A 19,586-nucleotide genomic window follows, 5' to 3' on the forward strand; every position below is an offset into this window, starting at 1 on the left:
ACATCAAAGGCAAACGGTCACGCATTGCGTGCCATCAGCCCGCCGTCGACCGGGATCACCGCGCCGGTGATGTAGCTGGCGGCGGGGAGGACGAGGCTGAGCGTCATATGCGCGACTTCCTCGGGGTCGCCATATCGGCGCAGCGCGGTGCGGCGTTTGGCGAAGACCAGCTTGTCGGCCTCGGCCACCGTGTCGGTCATGCCGGTGTGGATCGGGCCGGGGCAGATGCAGTTGACCGTGATGCCCTCCTTGCCGAGGTCGACCGCGAGGCCGCGCGTCAGCCCGGTGACACCCGTCTTGGCGGCCACATAGGGCGTGTCGCCCGGCGTCGCGCCGAGCCCCTCGGTCGAGGCGATGTTGACGATGCGCGCGGCGTCGCTCTGGCGAAGGAAGGGCAGCGCGGCGCGAACCATGCGCTGGTGCGCGGTGAGCAGGATCGCCACGGCGCGGTGCCAGATACCGTCATAATCGTCGGCATCGAGCGGGCAGAAGGCCGAGATGCCGGCATTGTTGATGAGAATGTCGATGCCGCCGAAATGCGCGGCGATGTCGGCGACGACGGTCCTGATCGCGTCGCCATTGGACACGTCGAGCGCGAAGGCTTTGGCGTTCCCGCCCGCCTCGGCCGCCACCGCCTCGCACGCGGCGAGATCGAGGTCGGTGACCGCGACCTTGGCGCCTTCGCTCGCGAGCAGCAGCGCGGTAGCGCGGCCCATACCGCTCGCGGCGCCGGTGACGATCGCGACGCGGCCGGCGACCGAGCGTGAGCGGTTCGGAGCCGCGCTCACCGGAAGGGCGGTTCGTTGAAGGCGCGGAGTTTGCGGCTGTGGAGCTTGGCGCCCTCGTCGCGCATCGTCTCGCAGGCGCGGATACCGATCTGGAGATGCGCGGCGATCGCTTCTTCATAGAAGCGGTTCGCCTGGCCGGGCAGCTTGAGCTCGCCGTGGAGCGGCTTGTCGCTGACGCAGAGCAGGGTGCCATAGGGGACGCGGAAGCGGTAGCCCTGCGCGGCGATCGTCGCGCTTTCCATGTCGATACCAATCGCGCGCGACTGCGAGAAGCGCAGCGCGCTGTCGGTGTAGCGCAGCTCCCAGTTGCGGTCGTCGGTGGTGACGACTGTGCCGGTGCGCATGCGTTTTTTCAGGTCGGCGCCGCTGGTGCCGGATACGGCTTCGGCGGCGCTGGCGAGCGCTTGCTGTACTTCGGCGATCGGCGGAATCGGGATTTCGGGGGGCAGGACCGCGTCGAGGATATGATCGTCGCGCAGATAGGCGTGGGCGAGGACATAGTCGCCGATGCGCTGGCTGGGGCGCAGCCCGCCGCAATGGCCGATCATCAGCCAGGCCTCGGGGCGCAGCACCGCGAGATGGTCGCAGATCGTCTTGGCGTTCGACGGGCCGACGCCGATGTTGACGAGGGTGATGCCGCCGCCGTCGGGCGCGATCAAATGATACGCGGGCATCTGGTGCCGGCGCCAGGCGCTGTCGGCGACGAGCGCGCTCGCGTTGACCCCGGGCTGGTCGACATAGAGGCCCGCGGCGCCGGCGAGCGCGGTGTAGCGGCCCTGGCCGACCTGCGCGCCGGCCCAGGACACGAACTCGTCGACATAGCGGTGGTAGTTGGTGAACAGGATATAACGCTGGAAATGCTCGGGCGCGGTGCCGGTGTAGTGGCGGAGGCGCGCGAGGCTGAAGTCGGTGCGCAGCGCGTCGAACAGCGCGAGCGCCTGCGGCGCCGCGGGGTCGCTGCCGAACAGCCCGTCGGCAAGCTCGTCGCCGATGTCGGCGAGCTCGGTGGTCGGGAAGTGACGTGCGAGTTCGAGCGGGGTGACGCGCCCCATGTCCGACCCGTCGCTGGCGTCGAGCACATAGGGAAAGGGGATTTGCTGCCCGGTGCGCGTCACCGACAACTCTACGTCATAATGGCGGACGAGCAGGTTGAGCTGGTCGCGCAGATAATCGGCGAACAGGTCGGGGCGGGTGACCGTGGTGACGAACTCGCCCGCGCGCTCGAACTGGCCGAAGGCCAGATTATGGGCGGTCTGCCCCTCGCGCTGTTCGCCGGTCGTGACGAGGCGGAGCGCCGGATAGTCGAACAGCCCGGTCGCGGCGGCATCGGCCGGCGGCAGCGTGCCGTCGCGCACATAGGCGGCGATCGCCGATTTGAGATTGGAGACCGAGGTGCGGAACTTGTCCTGGAGCTCGGCGATGATCCCTTCGACGAGGGCGGCGGGATCGGCGATGTTCTGGTTTTGCGATGAGGATGTCATCGCGACGCTGTTGCACGAAAATGTGACAAAAGGGAAGGGGCGGCCCGCGAACAGGCCGCCCTCCCGTATTTTCTCAGAGCTGCTCGAGCATATGGTCGGCGCTCGACACCTTGAATTCGCCGGGGGCTTCGACGTTGAGCTGTTCGACGACGCCGTCGTTGACGATCATCGAGAAGCGCTGGCCGCGCTTGCCCATGCCAAAGGCCTGGCCGTCCATGGTGAGGCCGACCGCTTCGGCGAAATCGCCATTGCCGTCGGCGAGCATGGTGACCGAGCCGCCGGCGTCGCCATTCTTGCCCCAGGCGCCCATGACGAAGGCGTCGTTGACCGCGGTGCAGACGATCTCGTCGATGCCCTTGGCCTTCAGTTCCTCGGCCTTTTCGACGAAGCCCGGGAGGTGCTTGGCCGAACAGGTCGGGGTGAAGGCGCCGGGTACCGAGAAGAGCGCGACCTTGCGGCCCTTGAAATAATCGGCGGTGCTGACCCGTTCGGGTCCGCCTTCGGTCACCTTGACCAGCGTCGTTTCGGGCAGCTTGTCTCCGGTCTGGATCGTCATGTTTTCGTCCTCTCAGCGGGGGGAATCGGGAGCGCAGACATTGGGTGGCGGCCGGCCCGAGTCAAGCGCGGCGGATAAATTCACGCGCGCGCTGGACCGGGCCGACGCGGGCGGGCATGGTGCGGTCATGGAAACGGCTCCCCCCTGGTTCACCGGCCAGCTGCTCCTCGCGCTGCCCGGCATCGGCGACCCCCGCTTCGAGCATATGGTGATCGCGATGATCAGCCATGACGAAGAGGGCGCGATGGGTATCGGCATATCGGACCCGATCGCGGGCATGACGGTGGGCGCGGTGCTCGACCAGCTCGAGATCGCGCACGATGGCGACCCGCTCGACCAGCCGGTGTTCCTCGGCGGCCCGGTGGAACAGTCGCGCGGTTTCGTTCTGCACAGCAAGGACTGGGGCGGCGAGGGCGCCATCGAGGTCGCGGGGCGCTGGACGATATCGAGCTCGCACGACATTTTGCGCGCGATCGGCGAAGGCCGCGGCCCGTCGCGCTGGCTGGTCGCGCTGGGCTATGCCGGATGGGCGGGCGGCCAGCTCGAGGACGAGATGGTGCGCCACGGCTGGCATGTGACGCCGGGCAGCGACGCCTTGCTGTTCGACACGCCGCCCGAAAAGCGCTGGCAGGCGGCCTTTGCGGAGGCCGGGATCGATGCGCGCCTGCTGACGACCGAGGGCGGCGAGGCGTAAGCGAGACGTTCCCAAAACGCGTCGCCCCCGCCTTCGCGGGGGCGGCGGATTTGTTTCAGCGTGCCAGCGCGAGCAGCGGGCGCCCTTCGTTGAGATTGGCGAGCGCGGTGCGGGCGGCCCAGCGCGAATCGACATAGCGGCCGTTGGCGAGTTCCAGATCGTAACGGATCGGGCTGTCGATCGCCGCGCTATAGGCGGTCGAGGCGTCTGCGGTGCGACCCAGACGAGCATAAGCGGTGCCGAGATTGATCAGGNCGCCGGCCTTGAGTTCGGCATAGGCCACCGGCAGGACTTGCGAATCGGCCTGCGGGCCGGTGACGACGATGATCGACTGGGCGGTGGCAGGGGTCGCGAAAGCAAGCGCGACGAGCGGCAGCAGAATTTTTTTCATCTTTGTATCTCCCCGTAACTTGGGGTGATTTTCTGCCTGCTTCGCACAAAAGTCAATATTTTCAGCCATTTGTAACATAGCTGTCACAAAGTCAGTTTATGCTAACCGCAAGGCGCGTTATAAGTCAGGATTTTCAGAATCTTGGGCTTTGCGGCGTGCTGTCACATGGGCGGCGGGGCGATTGTCATAATTGCGCCGTTCGGAATTTTTTTCGCGAGGCTGTGCGATTCCGCGCGTACTGATTCGTGTCCGCACGTCGCCGGTGGATGGCCCCGGACTTGCGATATAAAGAAAAGTTTATATTTGATCCGGGCGGCGCTTTGGGCTAGGGCGCGCAACATAATTACGCGGTCGTTTGCGAGCGGGCGCACCCCATCTGACAGGAGAAATACCCATGGCCACTCTCGCCGCCGACACCCGTGACTATGTGGTCGCCGACATCGAACTTGCCGATTTCGGGCGCAAGGAAATCAACATCGCCGAAACCGAAATGCCGGGCCTGATGGCGCTGCGCAGCGAATTCGGTGCGTCGCAGCCGCTGAAGGGTGCGAAAATCGTCGGGTCGCTGCACATGACGATCCAGACCGCAGTGCTGATCGAGACGCTGACCGCGCTCGGCGCCGAGGTCCGCTGGGCGACGTGCAACATCTTCTCGACCCAGGACCATGCCGCCGCCGCGATCGCCGCGTCGGGCGTGCCGGTGTTCGCGATCAAGGGCGAAAGCCTCGCCGATTATTGGGACTATGTCGGCCGCATCTTCGACTGGGGCGTCGAGGACGGCACCACCTGCAACCTCATCCTCGACGATGGCGGCGACGCCACGATGTTCGCGCTGTGGGGCGCGAAGCTCGAAGCCGGCCAGACGATGCCGGCGCCCGAGAATGAAGAAGAGATCGAGATGCAGCGCGCGCTGAAGGCGTTCGTCGCGGCGAACCCCGGCTATCTGACCAAGACGGTCAAGGCGATCAAGGGCGTGTCCGAAGAAACGACGACCGGCGTCCACCGCCTGTACCATATCGCCAAGAAGGGCGAACTGCCCTTCCCCGCGATCAACGTCAACGACAGCGTCACCAAGTCGAAGTTCGACAACCTCTATGGCTGTAAAGAGTCGCTCGTCGACGCGATCCGCCGCGGCACCGACGTGATGCTCGCGGGCAAGGTCGCGACCGTCGCCGGCTTCGGCGACGTCGGCAAGGGCAGCGCCCAGTCGCTCCGCAACGGCGGCGCGCGCGTTCTCGTCACCGAAATCGACCCGATCTGCGCGCTGCAGGCGGCGATGGAAGGCTTCGAGGTCGTGACGATGGACGAAGCCGTCAAGCGCTCGGACATCTTCGTCACCGCGACCGGCAACGCCGACGTGATCACCGCCGAACATATGGCGGCGATGAAGAATATGGCGATCGTCTGTAACATCGGTCACTTCGACAGCGAGATCCAGATCGCGGCGCTCGCCAACTACAAGTGGACCGAAGTGAAGCCGCAGGTCGACCTGGTCGAATTCCCCGACGGCAAGCAGATCATCATCCTGTCGAAGGGCCGCCTCGTGAACCTCGGCAACGCCACCGGCCACCCGAGCTTCGTGATGTCGGCGAGCTTCACCAACCAGACGCTGGCGCAGATCGAACTGTGGACGCGCAGCGAGCAGTACGGCAACGACGTTTATGTCCTGCCCAAGCATCTCGACGAAAAGGTCGCGGCGCTGCACCTCGAAAAGCTGGGCGTGAAGCTCAGCCAGCTGAGCCAGAAGCAGGCCGACTATATCGGCGTGCCGGTCGAAGGTCCGTTCAAGCCCGATCATTATCGCTATTGATCGAAGACGGGGCGTGCGCCCTGCCGTTCGGGCAATCCTCGTCATTGCGAGGAGCCGGAGGCGACGCGGCAATCCAGAGTGGGCGGTAAGCGCCCTGGATTGCTTCGCTCCGCTCGCAATGACGACGTGATGAGACGAAAACTGTGGACGGCGCGCCCATCGGAAGGTGGGACGCGCCGTTCCGCTGTGACATGCGATTGAAACATGCACCCATCGCCTTTAGGGCTGGCTATCATGGCAAGGGCGTCGGTGGCGGAAAAGCGGGAGCGTGACGGAGGATGAGCGGCGCGCTGTCCCCGACCCTGACGTTCGCGCTCGGCGGCTTCGCGGCGCTGTGGCTGTTGCTCGGCATCTGGGCGGCGGGGCGCGGGCTGGCGATGCAGCGACGCTCGGCCTTTGCCGCGGCGCAGACCGAACGGCTGGCGAGCCTGATCGAAGCCTCGCCCTATTTGCCCGTCGTCGTGCGCGGCGACTGGCGCATCGAGGCGAGCGAGCGGCTCGGCCGCTGGCTGGGGCTCGAACGCGGCCCCCGCAATTTCGACGAATTGTGCGGGCTGGGCGCGGGCCTCGAAACCCCCGACCATGACGCGCTGCGGCAGGCGATCCTCGGCGCGCAGCGCGGCGCCAAACCCTTCACGATGAGCCTGCGCCCGCAAGGCGGCTCGCGCACGATTCTGGTCCATGGCGGTCCGGCTCCGGCGGCGATCGGCGGGTCGGGCAGCGTGCTGTTGTGGCTCGATGATGCGACCGAAAGCCTGTCGTCGCAGATCGCGCTCAAGTCCGAACGCGACGAGGCGATGGCGGCGTTCGAGGCGCTGTCGGGGCTGATCGAGGTCGCGCCCTTTCCGATGTGGTTCCGCGACCCGCGGCTCGAACTGGCGCTGGTCAACCAGGCCTATGTGAATGCGGTCGAGGCGAAGAGCGCCGATGTCGTGATCGACCAGGGGATCGAACTGCTCGAACCCGTCGCCGGGGTCAGCGCGGGCGAAGCGGCGCAGGCGGCGCGCACCGCCGGGGCGGCGCAAATGCGCACCGTGCCGGTGACGATCGCGGGCGAGCGGCGGATCATGCGCGTCGTCGACGTGCCGCTGACCCCGGCGGGCGGCAAGCCGATCGGGGTCGCGGGCTATGCGATCGACGTGCAGGAGCTGGAGAGCGAGCGCGGCGCGCACCGCCGCTTTGCCGAGACGCAGCGCGAATTGCTCGACCGGTTGTCGGCGGCGGTCGCGCAGTTCGGCCCCGACCAGGGCCTGATCTTCGCGAACCAGCCGTTCCGCCGCATGTTCGACCTCGACGCCGACGCGATCGCCGAAACGCCGGCTCTCGCGCGGCTGCTCGACGCCTGGCGCGACGCCGGGCGGACCCCCGAGGTGCGCGATTATCCCGAATGGCGGCAGGCGCATGTCGACTGGTTCGCGCAGGCGGAGGCGAGTGAGGAGGAGTGGCTGCTGCGCGACGGGACGCATCTGCGCGTCGTCGCCCAGCCGACCCCCGACGGCGGGTTGTTGCTGATCGCCGAGGACCGCACCGAGCAGGTCCAACTCGCCGGGGCGCGTGACACCTTGCTGCGCGTGCGAACCGCGACCTTCGACAATCTGTTCGAGGCGGTGGCGGTGTTCGCCCCCGACGGGCGGCTGCACCTGTGGAACCAACGATTCCGCCGCCTGTGGGGGGTCGACGAGCCGACGCTGGCGGCGCATCCGCGCGTCGATACGCTGATGGGTGGACTGGCCGACCGGCTGGCCAAGCCGAACCAGATCAGCATCGTGCAGGAGGTGATCCGTGCCGCGACGCTGGAGCGGACGCAGCGCGTCGGTGAGATCCGGTTCAAGGACGGGCGCCATTTCGACTTCGCCGCGATCCCGCTGCCCGACGGCAATGCCTTGCTGATCATGCTCGACGTCAGCGACAACCGGAAGATGGAATCTGCGCTGCGCGAACGCAATGAAGCGCTCGAGGCCGCCGACAAGGTCAAGACCGCCTTCCTGTCGCGGATGAGTTACGAGCTGCGCACGCCGCTGACCTCGATCGGCGGCTTTGGCGAGATGTTGCAGGCGGGTTATGCCGGCAAGCTCGCCGAAGGGCAGCAGGCCTATGTCGATGCGATCATGGAATCGGTTGGCGTTCTCGGGCGCCAGATCGACAATGTGCTCGACCTTGCGCAGGGCGAGGCGGGGACGCTCGCGGTCGAGCGCGCGCCGGTCGACGTCGCGGCGCTGCTCGGTGGGGCGCTGGCGGAGGCCAAACCCTTTGCCGCGGCCGAAGGGGTCGAACTGGTCGGCAATATCTCGGCGGCGCTCGGCAGCATCGAAGGCGACGCCGCGCGGCTGTCGCGGCTCGTCGCAGGGCTGCTCGACAACGCGGTCCGCTATACCGCGCCGAGCCGCAAGAAGGGCGGACGCGTGCTGCTCCACGCCGACGGCGATGCCAGGGGCGTCGATATCATCGTCTCCGACAATGGCCCCGGCATGCCCGATGCGGTCGCGGCGGTGACCAAGGGCCAGCAGGCGGGGACCCAGAGCGGCGGCATCGGCCTAGCGCTCGCCCGCCAACTCGTCGCTGCGCACGGCGGCACGATGGAGGTGGTGAGCGAAAAGGGCCAGGGGACGCTGGTCCGCGTAAGTCTGCCGCGCGGCGCATGAGCTTCCGTACCGACTACAGCCTCGCCGAAGCCGAGCGGATTGGCGCGGCGATCGGATTGGCGCTGATCCCCGGCGACGTCGTGCTGTTGTCGGGCGATCTCGGCGCGGGCAAGACGACGCTGGCGCGCGCGATGCTGAAGGCGCGCGGGCTGGCTGGCGAGGCGCCGAGCCCGACCTTCGCGATCGTCCAGCCCTATGCGCCGCCCGAGGTCGACCTGCCGATCGCGCATGTCGATCTCTACCGGATCGAGGACGAGGACGAACTGATCGAACTCGGCCTCGACGACTATGTTCATGACGGCGCGTTGCTGATCGAGTGGCCCGACCGGCTGGGCCAAACGGGCTGGGCCGGTGCGCTGGCACTGACGATTTCGGGAAGCGGCGACGCGCGCGTCTTGACAGCCGCGGTGCCGACGTCTTGGGGGAGCCGATGGCCGCTCCGATGATTCCGCCCCCCCATGCGCCCGCTTTCCTCGCCGCGCATGGCTGGGGCGACGCGCAGATATTGCCGCTCGCGGGCGATGCGTCGTTCCGCCGCTATTTCCGCGTCGTCGGTGACGGCCGGCAGGCGGTGCTGATGGATGCGCCGCCACAACAGGAAGACTCGCGCCCGTTCATCGCGATCGCCGAATATCTGTGTGAGCAGGGGTTGAATGCGCCGACGATCATCGCGCGCGACCTGGAGCAGGGATTGCTGCTGATCGAGGATTTCGGCGACGTCCGGCTGCGCGAGATGATCGACGCAGCGCCGCAGGACGAGATGGCGCATTATGCCGGGGTGACCGATTTGCTCGTCCATTTGCACGCGCGGCCGTCGATGACGGGCCTGCCGGTCCATGGGCTGGAACAATGGATCGACGAGGTGATGTTGTTCAGCGACTGGTATTGCCCGGCGTTGGAGATCGAGGTCGACCGCGACGCGTTCCGCGCGGCGTGGGAGGCGGCGCTGCTGCCGGTCGAGAAGGACGGGCTGCCGCGCGTCACCGTACTGCGCGATTTCCATGCCGAGAATATCATGCTGGTCGGCGGCAAGACGGGGGTCGAACATTATGGCCTGCTCGATTTCCAGGACGCGCTGATCGGTCATCCCGCCTATGATCTGGCGTCGGTGCTGGAGGATGCGCGGCGCGACGTGAGCCCCGCGGTCGAGGCGGCGATGCTCGCGCGCTACCAGGGAGCCACCGGGACCGGCATCGAAAGCGCCTATTGGGCGCTCGCGGCGCAGCGCAACACGCGCATCCTGGGGGTGTTCGTGCGGCTGTGGAAACGCGACGGCAAGCCGGGGTATCGCCAGTTCCAGCCGCGCATGTGGGGGCTGCTCGAACGTGACCTCGCGCACCCGGCGCTCGCCCCGGTGCGGGCATGGTTCGACGAGAATATCCCCGCCGACAAGCGCGCGGCGGCGTGGGAAGAATTCGAGGCATGACCGCGAAAATCGAGAGCGCGATGGTGATGGCGGCGGGGCTGGGCAAACGCATGCGTCCCCTCACCGCCACCCGGCCCAAGCCGCTGGTGCGCGTCGCCGGCAAGCCGCTGATCGACCACAGCCTCGACCGGATCGAGGCCGCCGGGATTCCCCACGTAGTGGTCAACGTCCACTATCTAGCCGACGCCCTCGAAGCGCATCTCGCGGCGCAGAAGCGCAATTTCACCATCGCGATTTCGGATGAACGCGACCAGTTGCTCGAAACCGGCGGCGGCATGATGAAGGCGCTGCCGCAACTGACCGGCGACCCGATCCTGATCGTCAACAGCGACAATATCTGGACAGACGGGCCGCAGGACAGCATCGCGCAGCTCGCGCGCCACTGGGATGGCGAACGCATGGACGCGCTGCTGCTGGTGATCCGGCAGGCGAGCGCGACCGGGCATGGCGGGCGCGGTGATTTCCATATGGACCCCAATGGCATGCTGTCGCGGCGCAGGCCGGCGCGGATTGCGCCCTTCGTCTATACCGGCATCCAACTGGTGTCGCGGCGGCTGCTCGTCGATGCCCCTGTGGGGCCGTTTTCGACCAACATTTTCTGGGACCGCGCAATCGCGGCGGGGCGCCTGTTCGGCCTGTCGCACATGGGCCGATGGTTCGACGTCGGCACCCCGGCGAGCATCGGACCGACCGAAGCCGCGCTGACGGAGGTTTGACCACCGTCCGTTCCCGCTTTCGTCATAGCGCGCACGGCGAAGCAATCCAGAGTTGCATAAACCGCTCTGGATTGCTTCGCTGCGCGCGCAATGACGGGTTTTGACTCTGATGGCTGATGCCAAGCCCACCATCTTCTCGATCCCGGTCCACCGGGCGTTCGCCGATGCGCTCGCCGCCGGGCTGATCGCGCGTTTCGCCGATGGAGCGCTGGGTCTCGCCGAGGGGTTGGTCCTGCTGCCGAGCAATCGCGCGCGCAGCGCGGTGCAGGCGGCGTTCGTGCGCGCGGGCGGCAACGGGCTGCTGATGCCGCGGCTTGTCGTGATCGGCGATGCCGACCTCGACGAAGAGGTTGCGCTGGCGCTCGACCCGATCGACGAGAGCGGGATCCTGCCGCCCGCGATCGACCCGCTGCGACGGCGACTGATGCTCGCGGCGCTTATCGAGAAGCACCAGCCGGCGGGCGAGGAGGCGATCACCGGCGCGGCGGCGTTCCAGCTCGCCGAAGGGCTGGGGCGGGTGATCGACCAGCTCCATTATGAGGAGGTCGCGCCTGCGCGGCTGGGCGAGATCGAAGCGGTGCTGGGTGACCTCGCGCAGCATTGGCAGGCGTCGTGGGCGCGGCTGCGCCTGCTCGTCGAGCATTGGCCCGCCGAGCTTAAGCGCGCGGGGATGATCGACCGCGCCGAGCGGCGCAACCGCTTGCTCGACCGGGTGAGCCAAGGCTGGCGCGTGGTGCCGCCGGCGCGCTTCGTCGTCGCGGCGGGGGTCACCACCGCCGCGCCCGCAATCGCGCGGCTGCTACGCACGGTCGCCGACATGGAGCGCGGCATGGTCGTGCTGCCGGGGCTCGACCTCGGCATGGCGGAGGAAGAATGGGAAGCGTTGGGGCCGGTCGCCGCCGACCCCGACAATCCGGCGCGGCCGCTCGAGACGCATCCGCAATATCATCTGAAACTGCTGCTCGGGCGCATGGGCGTTGCGCGCGGCGAGGTGCGGACGTGGGAGGGCGTGTCGGCGTTCGACGGACCCGAGGCGCGCGCCGGTTTCGTGTCCTTGCTCTTCGCGCCCGCCGCCTACACCGCGCGCTGGCAGGACAAGACCGACCTTGGCGCCGAGATCGCCGGGCTGTCGGGCGCGGTGTTCGCCGACGACGGGCAGGAGGCGCAGGGCATCGCGCTGATGATGCGCGCCGCGGTCGAGACGCCGGGGCGCACCGCGGCGCTGGTCACCCCCGACCGCGCGCTGGCCGAACGCGTCGCGAGCGCGCTGGCGCGCTGGGACATTGCGGTCGACGACAGCGCGGGGCGGCCGCTGGCGAAGCTGCCGCCGGGAACCTTGCTGCTCGGGCTCGCCGAGCTGGCGGCGCGCTTCGACCCCGTGCGGCTGCTCACGGTGCTCGGCCACCCGCTGGTGCGCAAGGGCGAGGCGCGGCTGGCGTGGCTCGACCAGGTCCGGCGACTCGACCTGCTGCTGCGCGAGCCGGGGCTGACCCCGGGCTGGGACGGCGTGTCGCTACGCCTCGCGCTGCTCGCCGCCGACAGCAAGGCGCGCGCCCATGGCGCGGCGGCGGCGTTGCACGACTGGTGGGGCGAGCTGGTCGCGGGGCTGGGCACGCATCTTGCGCCGCTGAGCGCGGGAACGGCGGTGCCGCCGACAACCCTGCTGACGGCCCTGCAGGCGGCGCTCGGCTGGCTGACCGGCGACGCGGTGTGGGCGGGTCCGGCGGGGCGTCAGCTCGCCGACCTGTTCGACCGGTGGGTGCTGGCAAAAGGAGCGGGGCCGGCGCTCGTCGCGCCGAGCGATTTTCCCGCGATGCTCGCGGACCTGCTCGGCGGCGAGAGCGTAAGGCCGCCCTATGGGGGGCATCCGCGGCTGTTTATCTGGGGGCTGCTCGAGGCGCGGCTGCAGCGCGCCGATGTGATGATATTGGGCGGGCTCGACGAAGGGCGCTGGCCGCCGGCGGTCACCCCCGACCCCTGGCTCGCGCCGGGCATCCGCCGCCTGCTCGGCCTCGCGGCGCCCGAGCGGCAGCAGGGCATGGCGGCGCACGATTTCGCCGGGGCGCTCGCCGCGGCCAAGGTGGTGGTGACGCGCGCTTTGCGCAGCGGCGGCGACCCCGCGGTCGCGTCGCGTTTCTGGCTGCGGTTGAGTGCACTCGCGGGCGACCTGCCCGAAGCGCAAATCGGCGGGCAAGTGGTCGCAGGGCTGGCCGCATTGCTCGATGTGCCCCCGGGCGATCCCGAACCCGCGCCGCGCCCCGAATTTTCGCCGCCTGCCGACGCGCGGCCCGATGCGATCAGCGTCACCGGGGTCGACCAGCTCGCGCGCGATCCCTTTGCCTTTTACGCGGCGAAGATCTTGCGGCTGAGCGCGCTCGATGCGCTGAGCCAGGGCCCCGACGCCAAATGGTTCGGGACGCGCGTGCATGCCCTGCTCGAGGATTGGCAGCGCGCCGGAATGACCGAAGCGGCGCTGGAGACCGAACTGGCGGCGCTCGCCGCCGACCCCGCACTCGACGCGCTGGCGCGAGCCTTCTGGCTGCCGCGCATCGTTCCGTCGCTGCGCTGGGCGGCGGAGCGGGTGTGGGCCGAACGCGACACCCGCTGGCCGGTCGCCACCGAGGTCAAGGGCGCGATGGTCGTCGACGGCATCCGGCTGCACGGCAAGGCCGACCGCATCGACCAGCTGTCGGACGGAAGCCTCGCGATCGTCGATTACAAGAGCGGCGCGGCGCCATCGGGCACCGCGGCGGCGGCGGGGCTTGACAACCAGCTCGGGTTGCTCGGGCTGATCGCCGCGGCGGGGCAGGCCGACGGGCTCGACGCGGCAGCGGTCGGTGCACTCGAATATTGGAGCCTGAAGCGCGACCGCGCCAAGGGCGAGGAGGGCAAGGTGTCGCCGACGCATGGCGGGCGGCGTGCACTGAAGACGGCCGAGGAAGCCGTCGAGCGCGCGGCGGAAGCGCTCGCCGATCTCAGCGCGCGCTTCCTGCTCGGGCAGGAGCCGTTTGTGCCCGGCGAGGCGGGGCGGCGCTATACCGACTTCGACCAGCTGATGCGGCGCGACGAATGGTTCGGGCGGGGCGATGGCGGCGCTAACGACGATGGCGGCACAGGATGACGCGGCTTTTCAATCTCGACCCCGGGCAGAGTGCGGCGGCCAATCCCGACGACCATGTCTGGCTCGGCGCGTCGGCGGGCACCGGCAAGACGCAGGTGCTGTCGGCGCGGGTGCTGCGGCTGATGCTTGGCGGCGTGTCGCCCGAGGCGATCCTTTGCATCACCTTCACCAAGGCGGGCGCGGCTGAAATGGCGCACCGCATCCACGAGCGCCTCGCCCTGTGGGTGCGGATGGACGACGGCGACCTGCGGCTCGACCTGCGTGCTTTGGGCGCCGACTGGGACACCCCCGGCATCATCGACCGCGCCCGGTCGCTGTTCGCCACCGTGATCGACAGCCCGGGCGGCGCGATCCGCGTCCAGACGATCCACAGCTTCTGCCAGACCCTGCTCGCGAGCTTTCCGCTCGAAGCCAAGATATTGCCGGGCTTCCGTCCGCTGGAGGACAGCGAAGCAAGCGCGTTGCAGCGCGAGGTGCTGGGCAAATTGCTCGGGCAGAAGGATGCCGACGGCGACGCCATGCGCAGAGTCGCGGCGATGCTGTCGCGGCGGATGGGGCAGGATGCGGCGATCGCCTTCCTCGTCCGCTGCGCGGGGCGCTTCGGCGGCGCCGACCAGCCGCGGATATCGCCCAAGCCGGGCGACGTGCGCGACGCGTTGGGTCTGCCGCAGGGTGATCCTGATGCTTGGTTGGCTAGCGCACTCTCGGATGGGATAATCGATCATCGAGATGTGGTGGCGATTAGAGATTCTGCGGCGGGTTGGATCACGAAAAAGGGGACGTTGCACAGCCGCGCGGAGCCAATATTGGCGGCGATGAATGCCTGGCTGGGTAGTGATCTGGCAAACCCCAGTCAGATGTTGAGTGAGCTGTGGGCGAGTATTGCCACGAAAAATAAGTCGGCGTGGCTTCTTCGAGCCTGTTTCTCCAATGAGAAGGAAATCGGCGGCGCGCAGGCTAGCGCCGAACGGTTATTTGACACGATCAGTCGGCTGAGCGCTACAAAGCTCGCCATGGAGGTCGCCGACGACCTCACCGCCGCCTGGGATTTGGGGAGCCGCTTTGCCGAGGCCTATGCGCTCGCCAAGCGCGCAGCGGGGCTCGCCGATTTCGACGATCTGATCGGCATCGCGCTGCACCTGCTCGGGCGCGGCGATTTCGGCGACTGGGTGCGGTTCAAGCTCGACCAGCGTACCGACCATATTTTGGTCGACGAGGCGCAGGACACCAATGCGCGGCAGTGGGCGATCATCCTGTCATTGGCCGAGGAATTTTTTGCCGGGCAGGGCGCGAAGGACGAACGAGTCCGCACGATGTTCACCGTCGGCGACCGCAAGCAGGCGATTTTTGGTTTCCAGGGCACCGAGCCCGCGGCGTTCGAGGCGGCGCGGCTGCGCTTCAGTCAGCGCGCGGCTGAGGGCGAGCGGCCCTTCAAGGGTGTTGATCTGGTCACCAATTACCGATCGAGTCCCGCCGTGCTCGACGTGGTGGACCAATGGATCGCAGCAGGCGCGACCGAATTGATGGGGCTCGACAGCGGTGAAAAACAGCCGCTGCCTTTCAAGAGTGCGCATCCGGGGCGGGTCGAGCTGTGGCAGCCGCTGCCGGTGGGCAAGGCGCTCGATATCGCCGACGAGGAGGAGGCGGTCGAGGCCGAGAGTGAGGACGGCGAAGGCGCGCCGAGCGCCGACAGCCTCGCCGCAGCGAGCGATCCCGCGAGCCTGCGGCTGTCGCGCGCGATCGCCGACGAGGTGCAGGACTGGATCGCCAACGGCAAGGACGGGCGCAGCGTCGCGCCGGGCGATGTGCTGATCCTCGTGCGGCGGCGCCGCGACCTTGCGGCGCGGATCGTCGCGCGGCTCCAGTCGCGCCATGTGCCGGTCGCGGGCGTCGACCGCTTCGCGCTGACCCAGCCGCTCGCCGTGCAGGACCTGCTCGCGGCGATGCGCTTTGCGGTACAGCCGCTCGACGACCTCAACCTTTCGGCTTTGCTCGTCTCGCCTTTGTTTGGCTGGTCGCAGGAGGCCTTGTTCGGTTTTGCCCATGGGCGGACGTCGTCTTTATGGGCGGCCTTGCGGGACCGCCGCGACGAGGTTCCGGCAGAAACGATGACGGCGCTTGGCGAGCTGCTCGGCATGGCCGATTTCACCACGCCCTTCCGCTTCCTCGATCGGGTCCTGTCGGGGCCGATCGACGGGCGGCGCAAACTCTATGCGCGGCTGGGGCGCGAGGCGCGCGACCCGATCGACGAACTGCTCGCGCAGGCGCTGGCCTTCGAGCGGCTCGAGGTGCCGTCGCTGCTCGGCTTCCTGACGCGGATCGACGCGAGCACCGCCGACATCAAGCGCCAGACCGAGGCGCGCAGCGACGTCGTGCGTGTGATGACCGTCCACGGGTCGAAGGGGTTGCAGGCGCCGATCGTCATCCTTGCCGATGCGACCGACGATCCGGCGTCGAAACGGCTGAGCTTCGACCTGTCGCTGAACGGCTGGGACAAATTGCCGGCCTTCGCGCTCGGCAAGGAGGAGCGTTACGGCAAGGTCGCGGAGGCGCATGATGCGAAGGCGCGTGCCGAGCTGCAGGAGCATTGGCGGCTGCTCTATGTCGCGATGACGCGCGCCGAAGAATTGCTGGTCGTCACGGGCATCACCAAGACCGCCGATCGGACGCTGCCTGATAACAATTGGCACGGCGCGGTCGATGCGGTGATGGAGGGCATGGGGCTCGGCTGGGAGGATGCCGGGCCGCGCTGGGGGCAGAAGCGCGTCCATGCGGTGCAGGCGAAGAAATGGGCGCGCCCGGCGAAGGCGAAGGGGCCGGTCGTCGCGCCGGTGGTCGTTCCCGACTGGGCGCAGCGACCCGCCCCCGATGAGGCGCGGCCGCCGCGACCGCTGGCGCCGTCGGCGCTGGGCGACGACGATGTCGCGGTGCCGCCGCAGGGGACGCTACGCGCCGATGCGGTGTCGCGCGGATTGCTCCTCCATTCGCTCTTCGAGCGGTTGCCGCCGGTCGCCCCGGCGCGGCGGCGCGCGGCGGCGCTGCACTGGCTGGGGGTGCAGGCGCCCGACCTCGATGCGGCAGCGCATGGCGCGCTGGTAGACGAGGTGCTGGCGGTGATTGAGGATCCGGAGCATGCCGCGATCTTCGGAACCGGATCGCTCGCCGAAGTGCCGCTGTCGGCGGTGGTCGAGGGCGCAGTGGTCGCGGGGATCGTCGACCGGCTGCTGGTGACGGGCGATCTGGTGACGGTTGTCGATTACAAGACCGGGCGGCATGTGCCGGCGTCGGCGGGCGAGGTCGCGCCGGCGTACCTTCGGCAGATGGCGGCCTATCGCGATGCGCTCGCGGTGATCTTCCCTGGGCGGCGGGTTGCGGCGGCCTTGCTCTACACCGCGGGGCCGACGCTGATCTCGCTCGACGAGGCGGTGCTGGCGCCACACAAGCCTTGCTTGCTGGCAACCAAGGCGAATTTGCCGGGTTGAGGACTTGAGCCGGACGCGCCGACTGCCTAGCTTGGGACCAAGCAGATTTTCAGGAGACCTTAGATGGGTACCAAAGCGATTACCGACGCGAGCTTCCAGGCCGACGTCCTCGACAGCGACACCCCCGTGCTCGTCGATTTCTGGGCCGAATGGTGCGGCCCGTGCAAGATGATCGGCCCTTCGCTCGAAGAAATTTCGGACGAACTCGCGGGCAAGGTGGTGATCGCCAAGCTCAACATCGACGATCATCCCGATGCGCCGGGCAAATATGGCGTGCGCGGCATCCCGACGATGATCCTGTTCAAGAATGGCGAGATCGCCGACACGAAGGTCGGCGCGGCGCCGAAGAGCGCCCTCAAGGGCTGGCTCGAAAGCGCGCTGTAAGAGCGCAATCTTTCGACCCGTTCGCATCGAGCGAAGTCGAGATGCCCATCGGGGGCACACGTCCTCCCGGTGTCTCGACTTCGCTCGATGCGAACGGGTTTATTGATATTCAGGTCAGCGGAATCATCACCTGTTCGGCATAGCCCGGGCGTTCCCTGATGCGCGCGTACCAGTCCTCGACATGCGGTAGCGAGGGCCGCTCGATGGCGAGCGAAAACCAGGTGTGGGTGTAGACGCCCATCGGAATGTCGCCGACGCCGAAGTCGTCGCCTGACAGCCAAGGCGACCGCGCCAGCGCATCCTCCAATATCGCCATCTGTTTCGCGCAGCGAGCGGCGCTTGCGGCAATGGCTGCGGCGTCACGCTCGGCAGGCGTGCGGCGGACAAGATTGAAGAAGGCGTCGCGCTGGGCGTCGGCATAGCCGATCTGCCAGTCCATCCATTTGTCGCCCACCGCGCGGGCGGCAGGATCGGCCGGCCAGAAGCGCGTCCCGCCATGCTTTGCCGCGAGGTAGCGCAGGATCGCGTTCGATTCCCACAGCGTCATCTCGCCGTCGTCGATCGTCGGGATCAGCGCATTGGGATTCCTGGCGCGATAGGCGGCGTCCATGCCGAACGCGCCGCCGGCATCGTGGCGAACGAAATCGATGCCGAGTTCGACCGCGAACCAGGCGACCTTTTTCACATTGTGCGAATTGAGGCGGCCCCAGATCGTCAGCATGGCCTCAGCTCCGATAATCAGCGTTGATGCTGATGTAACCGTGCGTCAGGTCGCAGGTCCACACCGTCGCACGGCCGTCGCCGAGACCGAGATCGGCGCCGATGCGGACTTCCAGCCCCTTGAGATGCGCCGCGACGGGCGCCTCGTCATAGCCGTCGACGGGCAGGCCCTGCTTCGCCACCCAATGATCGCCGAAGCGGATCGCGAGGCGGTCGCGGTCGGCGGGTTCGCCCGCCTTGCCCACCGCCATGACGACGCGGCCCCAATTGGCGTCCTCGCCCGCGATCGCGGTCTTGACCAAGGGCGAATTGGCGATGGCGAGCGCGACGCGCTTGGCGCTATGGTCGTCCGCCGCGCCGCTGACCTCGATCTCGATGAATTTCGATGCGCCCTCGCCGTCGCGCACGACCTGGTGCGCGAGGTCGAGTGAAACCTGTCGGATCGCCGCGTAGAGCGCGTCGGCGCCGGTGTCGTCCCACGATTCGAGCGGGGCGTTGCCCGCCTGGCCGGTGGCGAAGAGCAGCACGGTGTCGCTGGTCGAGGTGTCGCTGTCGACGGTGATGCTGTTGAAGCTGGGGCCGGTCGCCTCGCTCAGCATCGCCTGCAGCAGCGACGGCGCGACCGCAGCGTCGGTGAAGATGTAACCGAGCATCGTCGCCATGTCGGGGGCGATCATGCCCGATCCCTTGACGATACCCGCGACCTGCACGGTGCGCTCGCCGATCACCGCGCTCGCGGCCGATCCTTTGGCGAAGGTGTCGGTGGTGCAGATGGTCTCGGCGGCGGCCTCCCACGTACAGGGTTCGGCGATGAGTGCAGCTTCGACCCCGGCGCGCGCCTTGTCCCTGGGCAAAGGCACGCCGATGACGCCGGTCGAGCTGACGAAGACGTCCGTGGCTGCGCAGCCGAGATGGTCCGCGACCTGGCCCATGATCTGCTCGACCGCCTCGCGCCCGCGATAGCCGGTGAAGGCGTTGCTGTTGCCCGCGTTGACGATGAGCGCGCGGCCGATGCCGCCCTTGACCTGTTCGCGGCCGAGTTCGACTTCGGACGAGCAGCAGATATTGCGCGTGAAGACGCCCGCGACCGTCGTGCCCGGCGACAGCTCGACATAGGTCAGGTCGCAGCGGTCCCAATTCTTGTACTGCGCGCGCGCGACGCGAAGGGTGACGCCGGCGATGTCGGGGAGCGCGGGAAAGGCGGCGGGGGCGAGCGGAGAGCGGCTGGTCATGATGGGGGTGCGTGTAGCTTTCCGGGAGGCAAAGAAAAACCCCTCCCCGACAGGGAGGGGTCTTCAATCCTCCCTGTCGCGAAGCGATGGGGAGGTGGCGGTCGCGTAGCGGCTGACGGAGGGGCCTTGGCGCAGGCGTCGCT

14 protein-coding genes are annotated in these 19,586 nt (G+C 68.1%); 9 read left to right on the top strand and 5 right to left on the bottom strand.

All coding sequences use genetic code 11. The annotated features are described in order from the left end of the window. Positions 1–17: 17 nt before the first annotated feature. From ASD67_RS07490 to ASD67_RS07500, 3 genes are all read right to left on the bottom strand, one after another. Entirely contained in the window at positions 18–788 is a 771-nt protein-coding gene (locus tag ASD67_RS07490) for an SDR family NAD(P)-dependent oxidoreductase (protein WP_056345500.1), read from the bottom strand. Then, positions 785–2,269, bottom strand: coding sequence for an AMP nucleosidase (locus ASD67_RS07495; protein WP_056345504.1), 1,485 nt, complete (start codon positions 2,267–2,269; stop codon positions 785–787). The genes ASD67_RS07490 and ASD67_RS07495 overlap by 4 nt, the downstream gene beginning before the upstream one ends. Positions 2,270–2,342: 73 nt before the next feature. After that, positions 2,343–2,825, bottom strand: coding sequence for a peroxiredoxin (locus ASD67_RS07500; protein WP_056345507.1), 483 nt, complete (start codon positions 2,823–2,825; stop codon positions 2,343–2,345). A gap of 127 nt (positions 2,826–2,952) precedes the next feature. Here ASD67_RS07500 and ASD67_RS07505 point away from each other — a divergent pair, with 127 nt between their 5' ends. From ASD67_RS07505 to trxA, 9 genes are all read left to right on the top strand, one after another. Then, positions 2,953–3,519, top strand: a complete 567-nt coding sequence (locus ASD67_RS07505; RefSeq protein WP_056347145.1) for a YqgE/AlgH family protein — start codon at positions 2,953–2,955, stop codon at positions 3,517–3,519. 785 nt (positions 3,520–4,304) lie between these two features. Then, on the top strand, positions 4,305–5,720 hold the full coding sequence (ahcY, locus tag ASD67_RS07515; protein WP_056345512.1) for an adenosylhomocysteinase: 1,416 nt from the start codon (positions 4,305–4,307) through the stop codon (positions 5,718–5,720). A 278-nt stretch (positions 5,721–5,998) separates the two neighbouring features. Further along, positions 5,999–8,362, top strand: coding sequence for a PAS domain-containing sensor histidine kinase (locus ASD67_RS07520; protein ID WP_056345515.1), 2,364 nt, complete (start codon positions 5,999–6,001; stop codon positions 8,360–8,362). Continuing rightward, entirely contained in the window at positions 8,359–8,808 is a 450-nt protein-coding gene (tsaE, locus tag ASD67_RS07525) for a tRNA (adenosine(37)-N6)-threonylcarbamoyltransferase complex ATPase subunit type 1 TsaE (RefSeq protein ID WP_056345519.1), read from the top strand. Before ASD67_RS07520 ends, tsaE begins: the two co-directional genes overlap by 4 nt. Further along, a complete protein-coding gene (locus tag ASD67_RS07530; protein WP_235535603.1) occupies positions 8,793–9,788 on the top strand; it encodes an aminoglycoside phosphotransferase family protein in 996 nt (331 codons plus the stop codon). The genes tsaE and ASD67_RS07530 overlap by 16 nt, the downstream gene beginning before the upstream one ends. Continuing rightward, entirely contained in the window at positions 9,785–10,504 is a 720-nt protein-coding gene (locus ASD67_RS07535) for a nucleotidyltransferase family protein (protein WP_056345522.1), read from the top strand. The genes ASD67_RS07530 and ASD67_RS07535 overlap by 4 nt, the downstream gene beginning before the upstream one ends. Positions 10,505–10,613: 109 nt before the next feature. Further along, positions 10,614–13,625 carry a double-strand break repair protein AddB gene (addB, locus tag ASD67_RS07540; RefSeq protein WP_056345526.1) on the top strand — a complete coding sequence of 1,004 codons (3,012 nt, stop codon included), beginning with the start codon at positions 10,614–10,616 and terminating at the stop codon, positions 13,623–13,625. Continuing rightward, entirely contained in the window at positions 13,622–17,107 is a 3,486-nt protein-coding gene (gene addA / locus ASD67_RS07545) for a double-strand break repair helicase AddA (RefSeq protein ID WP_056345528.1), read from the top strand. Before addB ends, addA begins: the two co-directional genes overlap by 4 nt. A gap of 63 nt (positions 17,108–17,170) precedes the next feature. Then, complete coding sequence (gene trxA / locus ASD67_RS07550) at positions 17,171–17,491, top strand: thioredoxin TrxA (protein ID WP_056345532.1); 321 nt, start codon at positions 17,171–17,173, stop codon at positions 17,489–17,491. 109 nt (positions 17,492–17,600) lie between these two features. Here the strand turns inward: trxA and ASD67_RS07555 are convergent, their stop codons facing one another. Together ASD67_RS07555 and argJ are read right to left on the bottom strand one after the other, a co-directional pair. Next, complete coding sequence (locus ASD67_RS07555) at positions 17,601–18,212, bottom strand: glutathione S-transferase family protein (RefSeq protein ID WP_056345535.1); 612 nt, start codon at positions 18,210–18,212, stop codon at positions 17,601–17,603. A gap of 4 nt (positions 18,213–18,216) precedes the next feature. Beyond that, entirely contained in the window at positions 18,217–19,443 is a 1,227-nt protein-coding gene (gene argJ / locus ASD67_RS07560) for a bifunctional glutamate N-acetyltransferase/amino-acid acetyltransferase ArgJ (protein WP_056345538.1), read from the bottom strand. Positions 19,444–19,586 lie beyond the last annotated feature (143 nt).

Origin of the sequence: Sphingopyxis sp. Root1497 (assembly GCF_001427085.1) — a bacterium.
Taxonomy (GTDB): Bacteria; Pseudomonadota; Alphaproteobacteria; order Sphingomonadales; family Sphingomonadaceae; genus Sphingopyxis.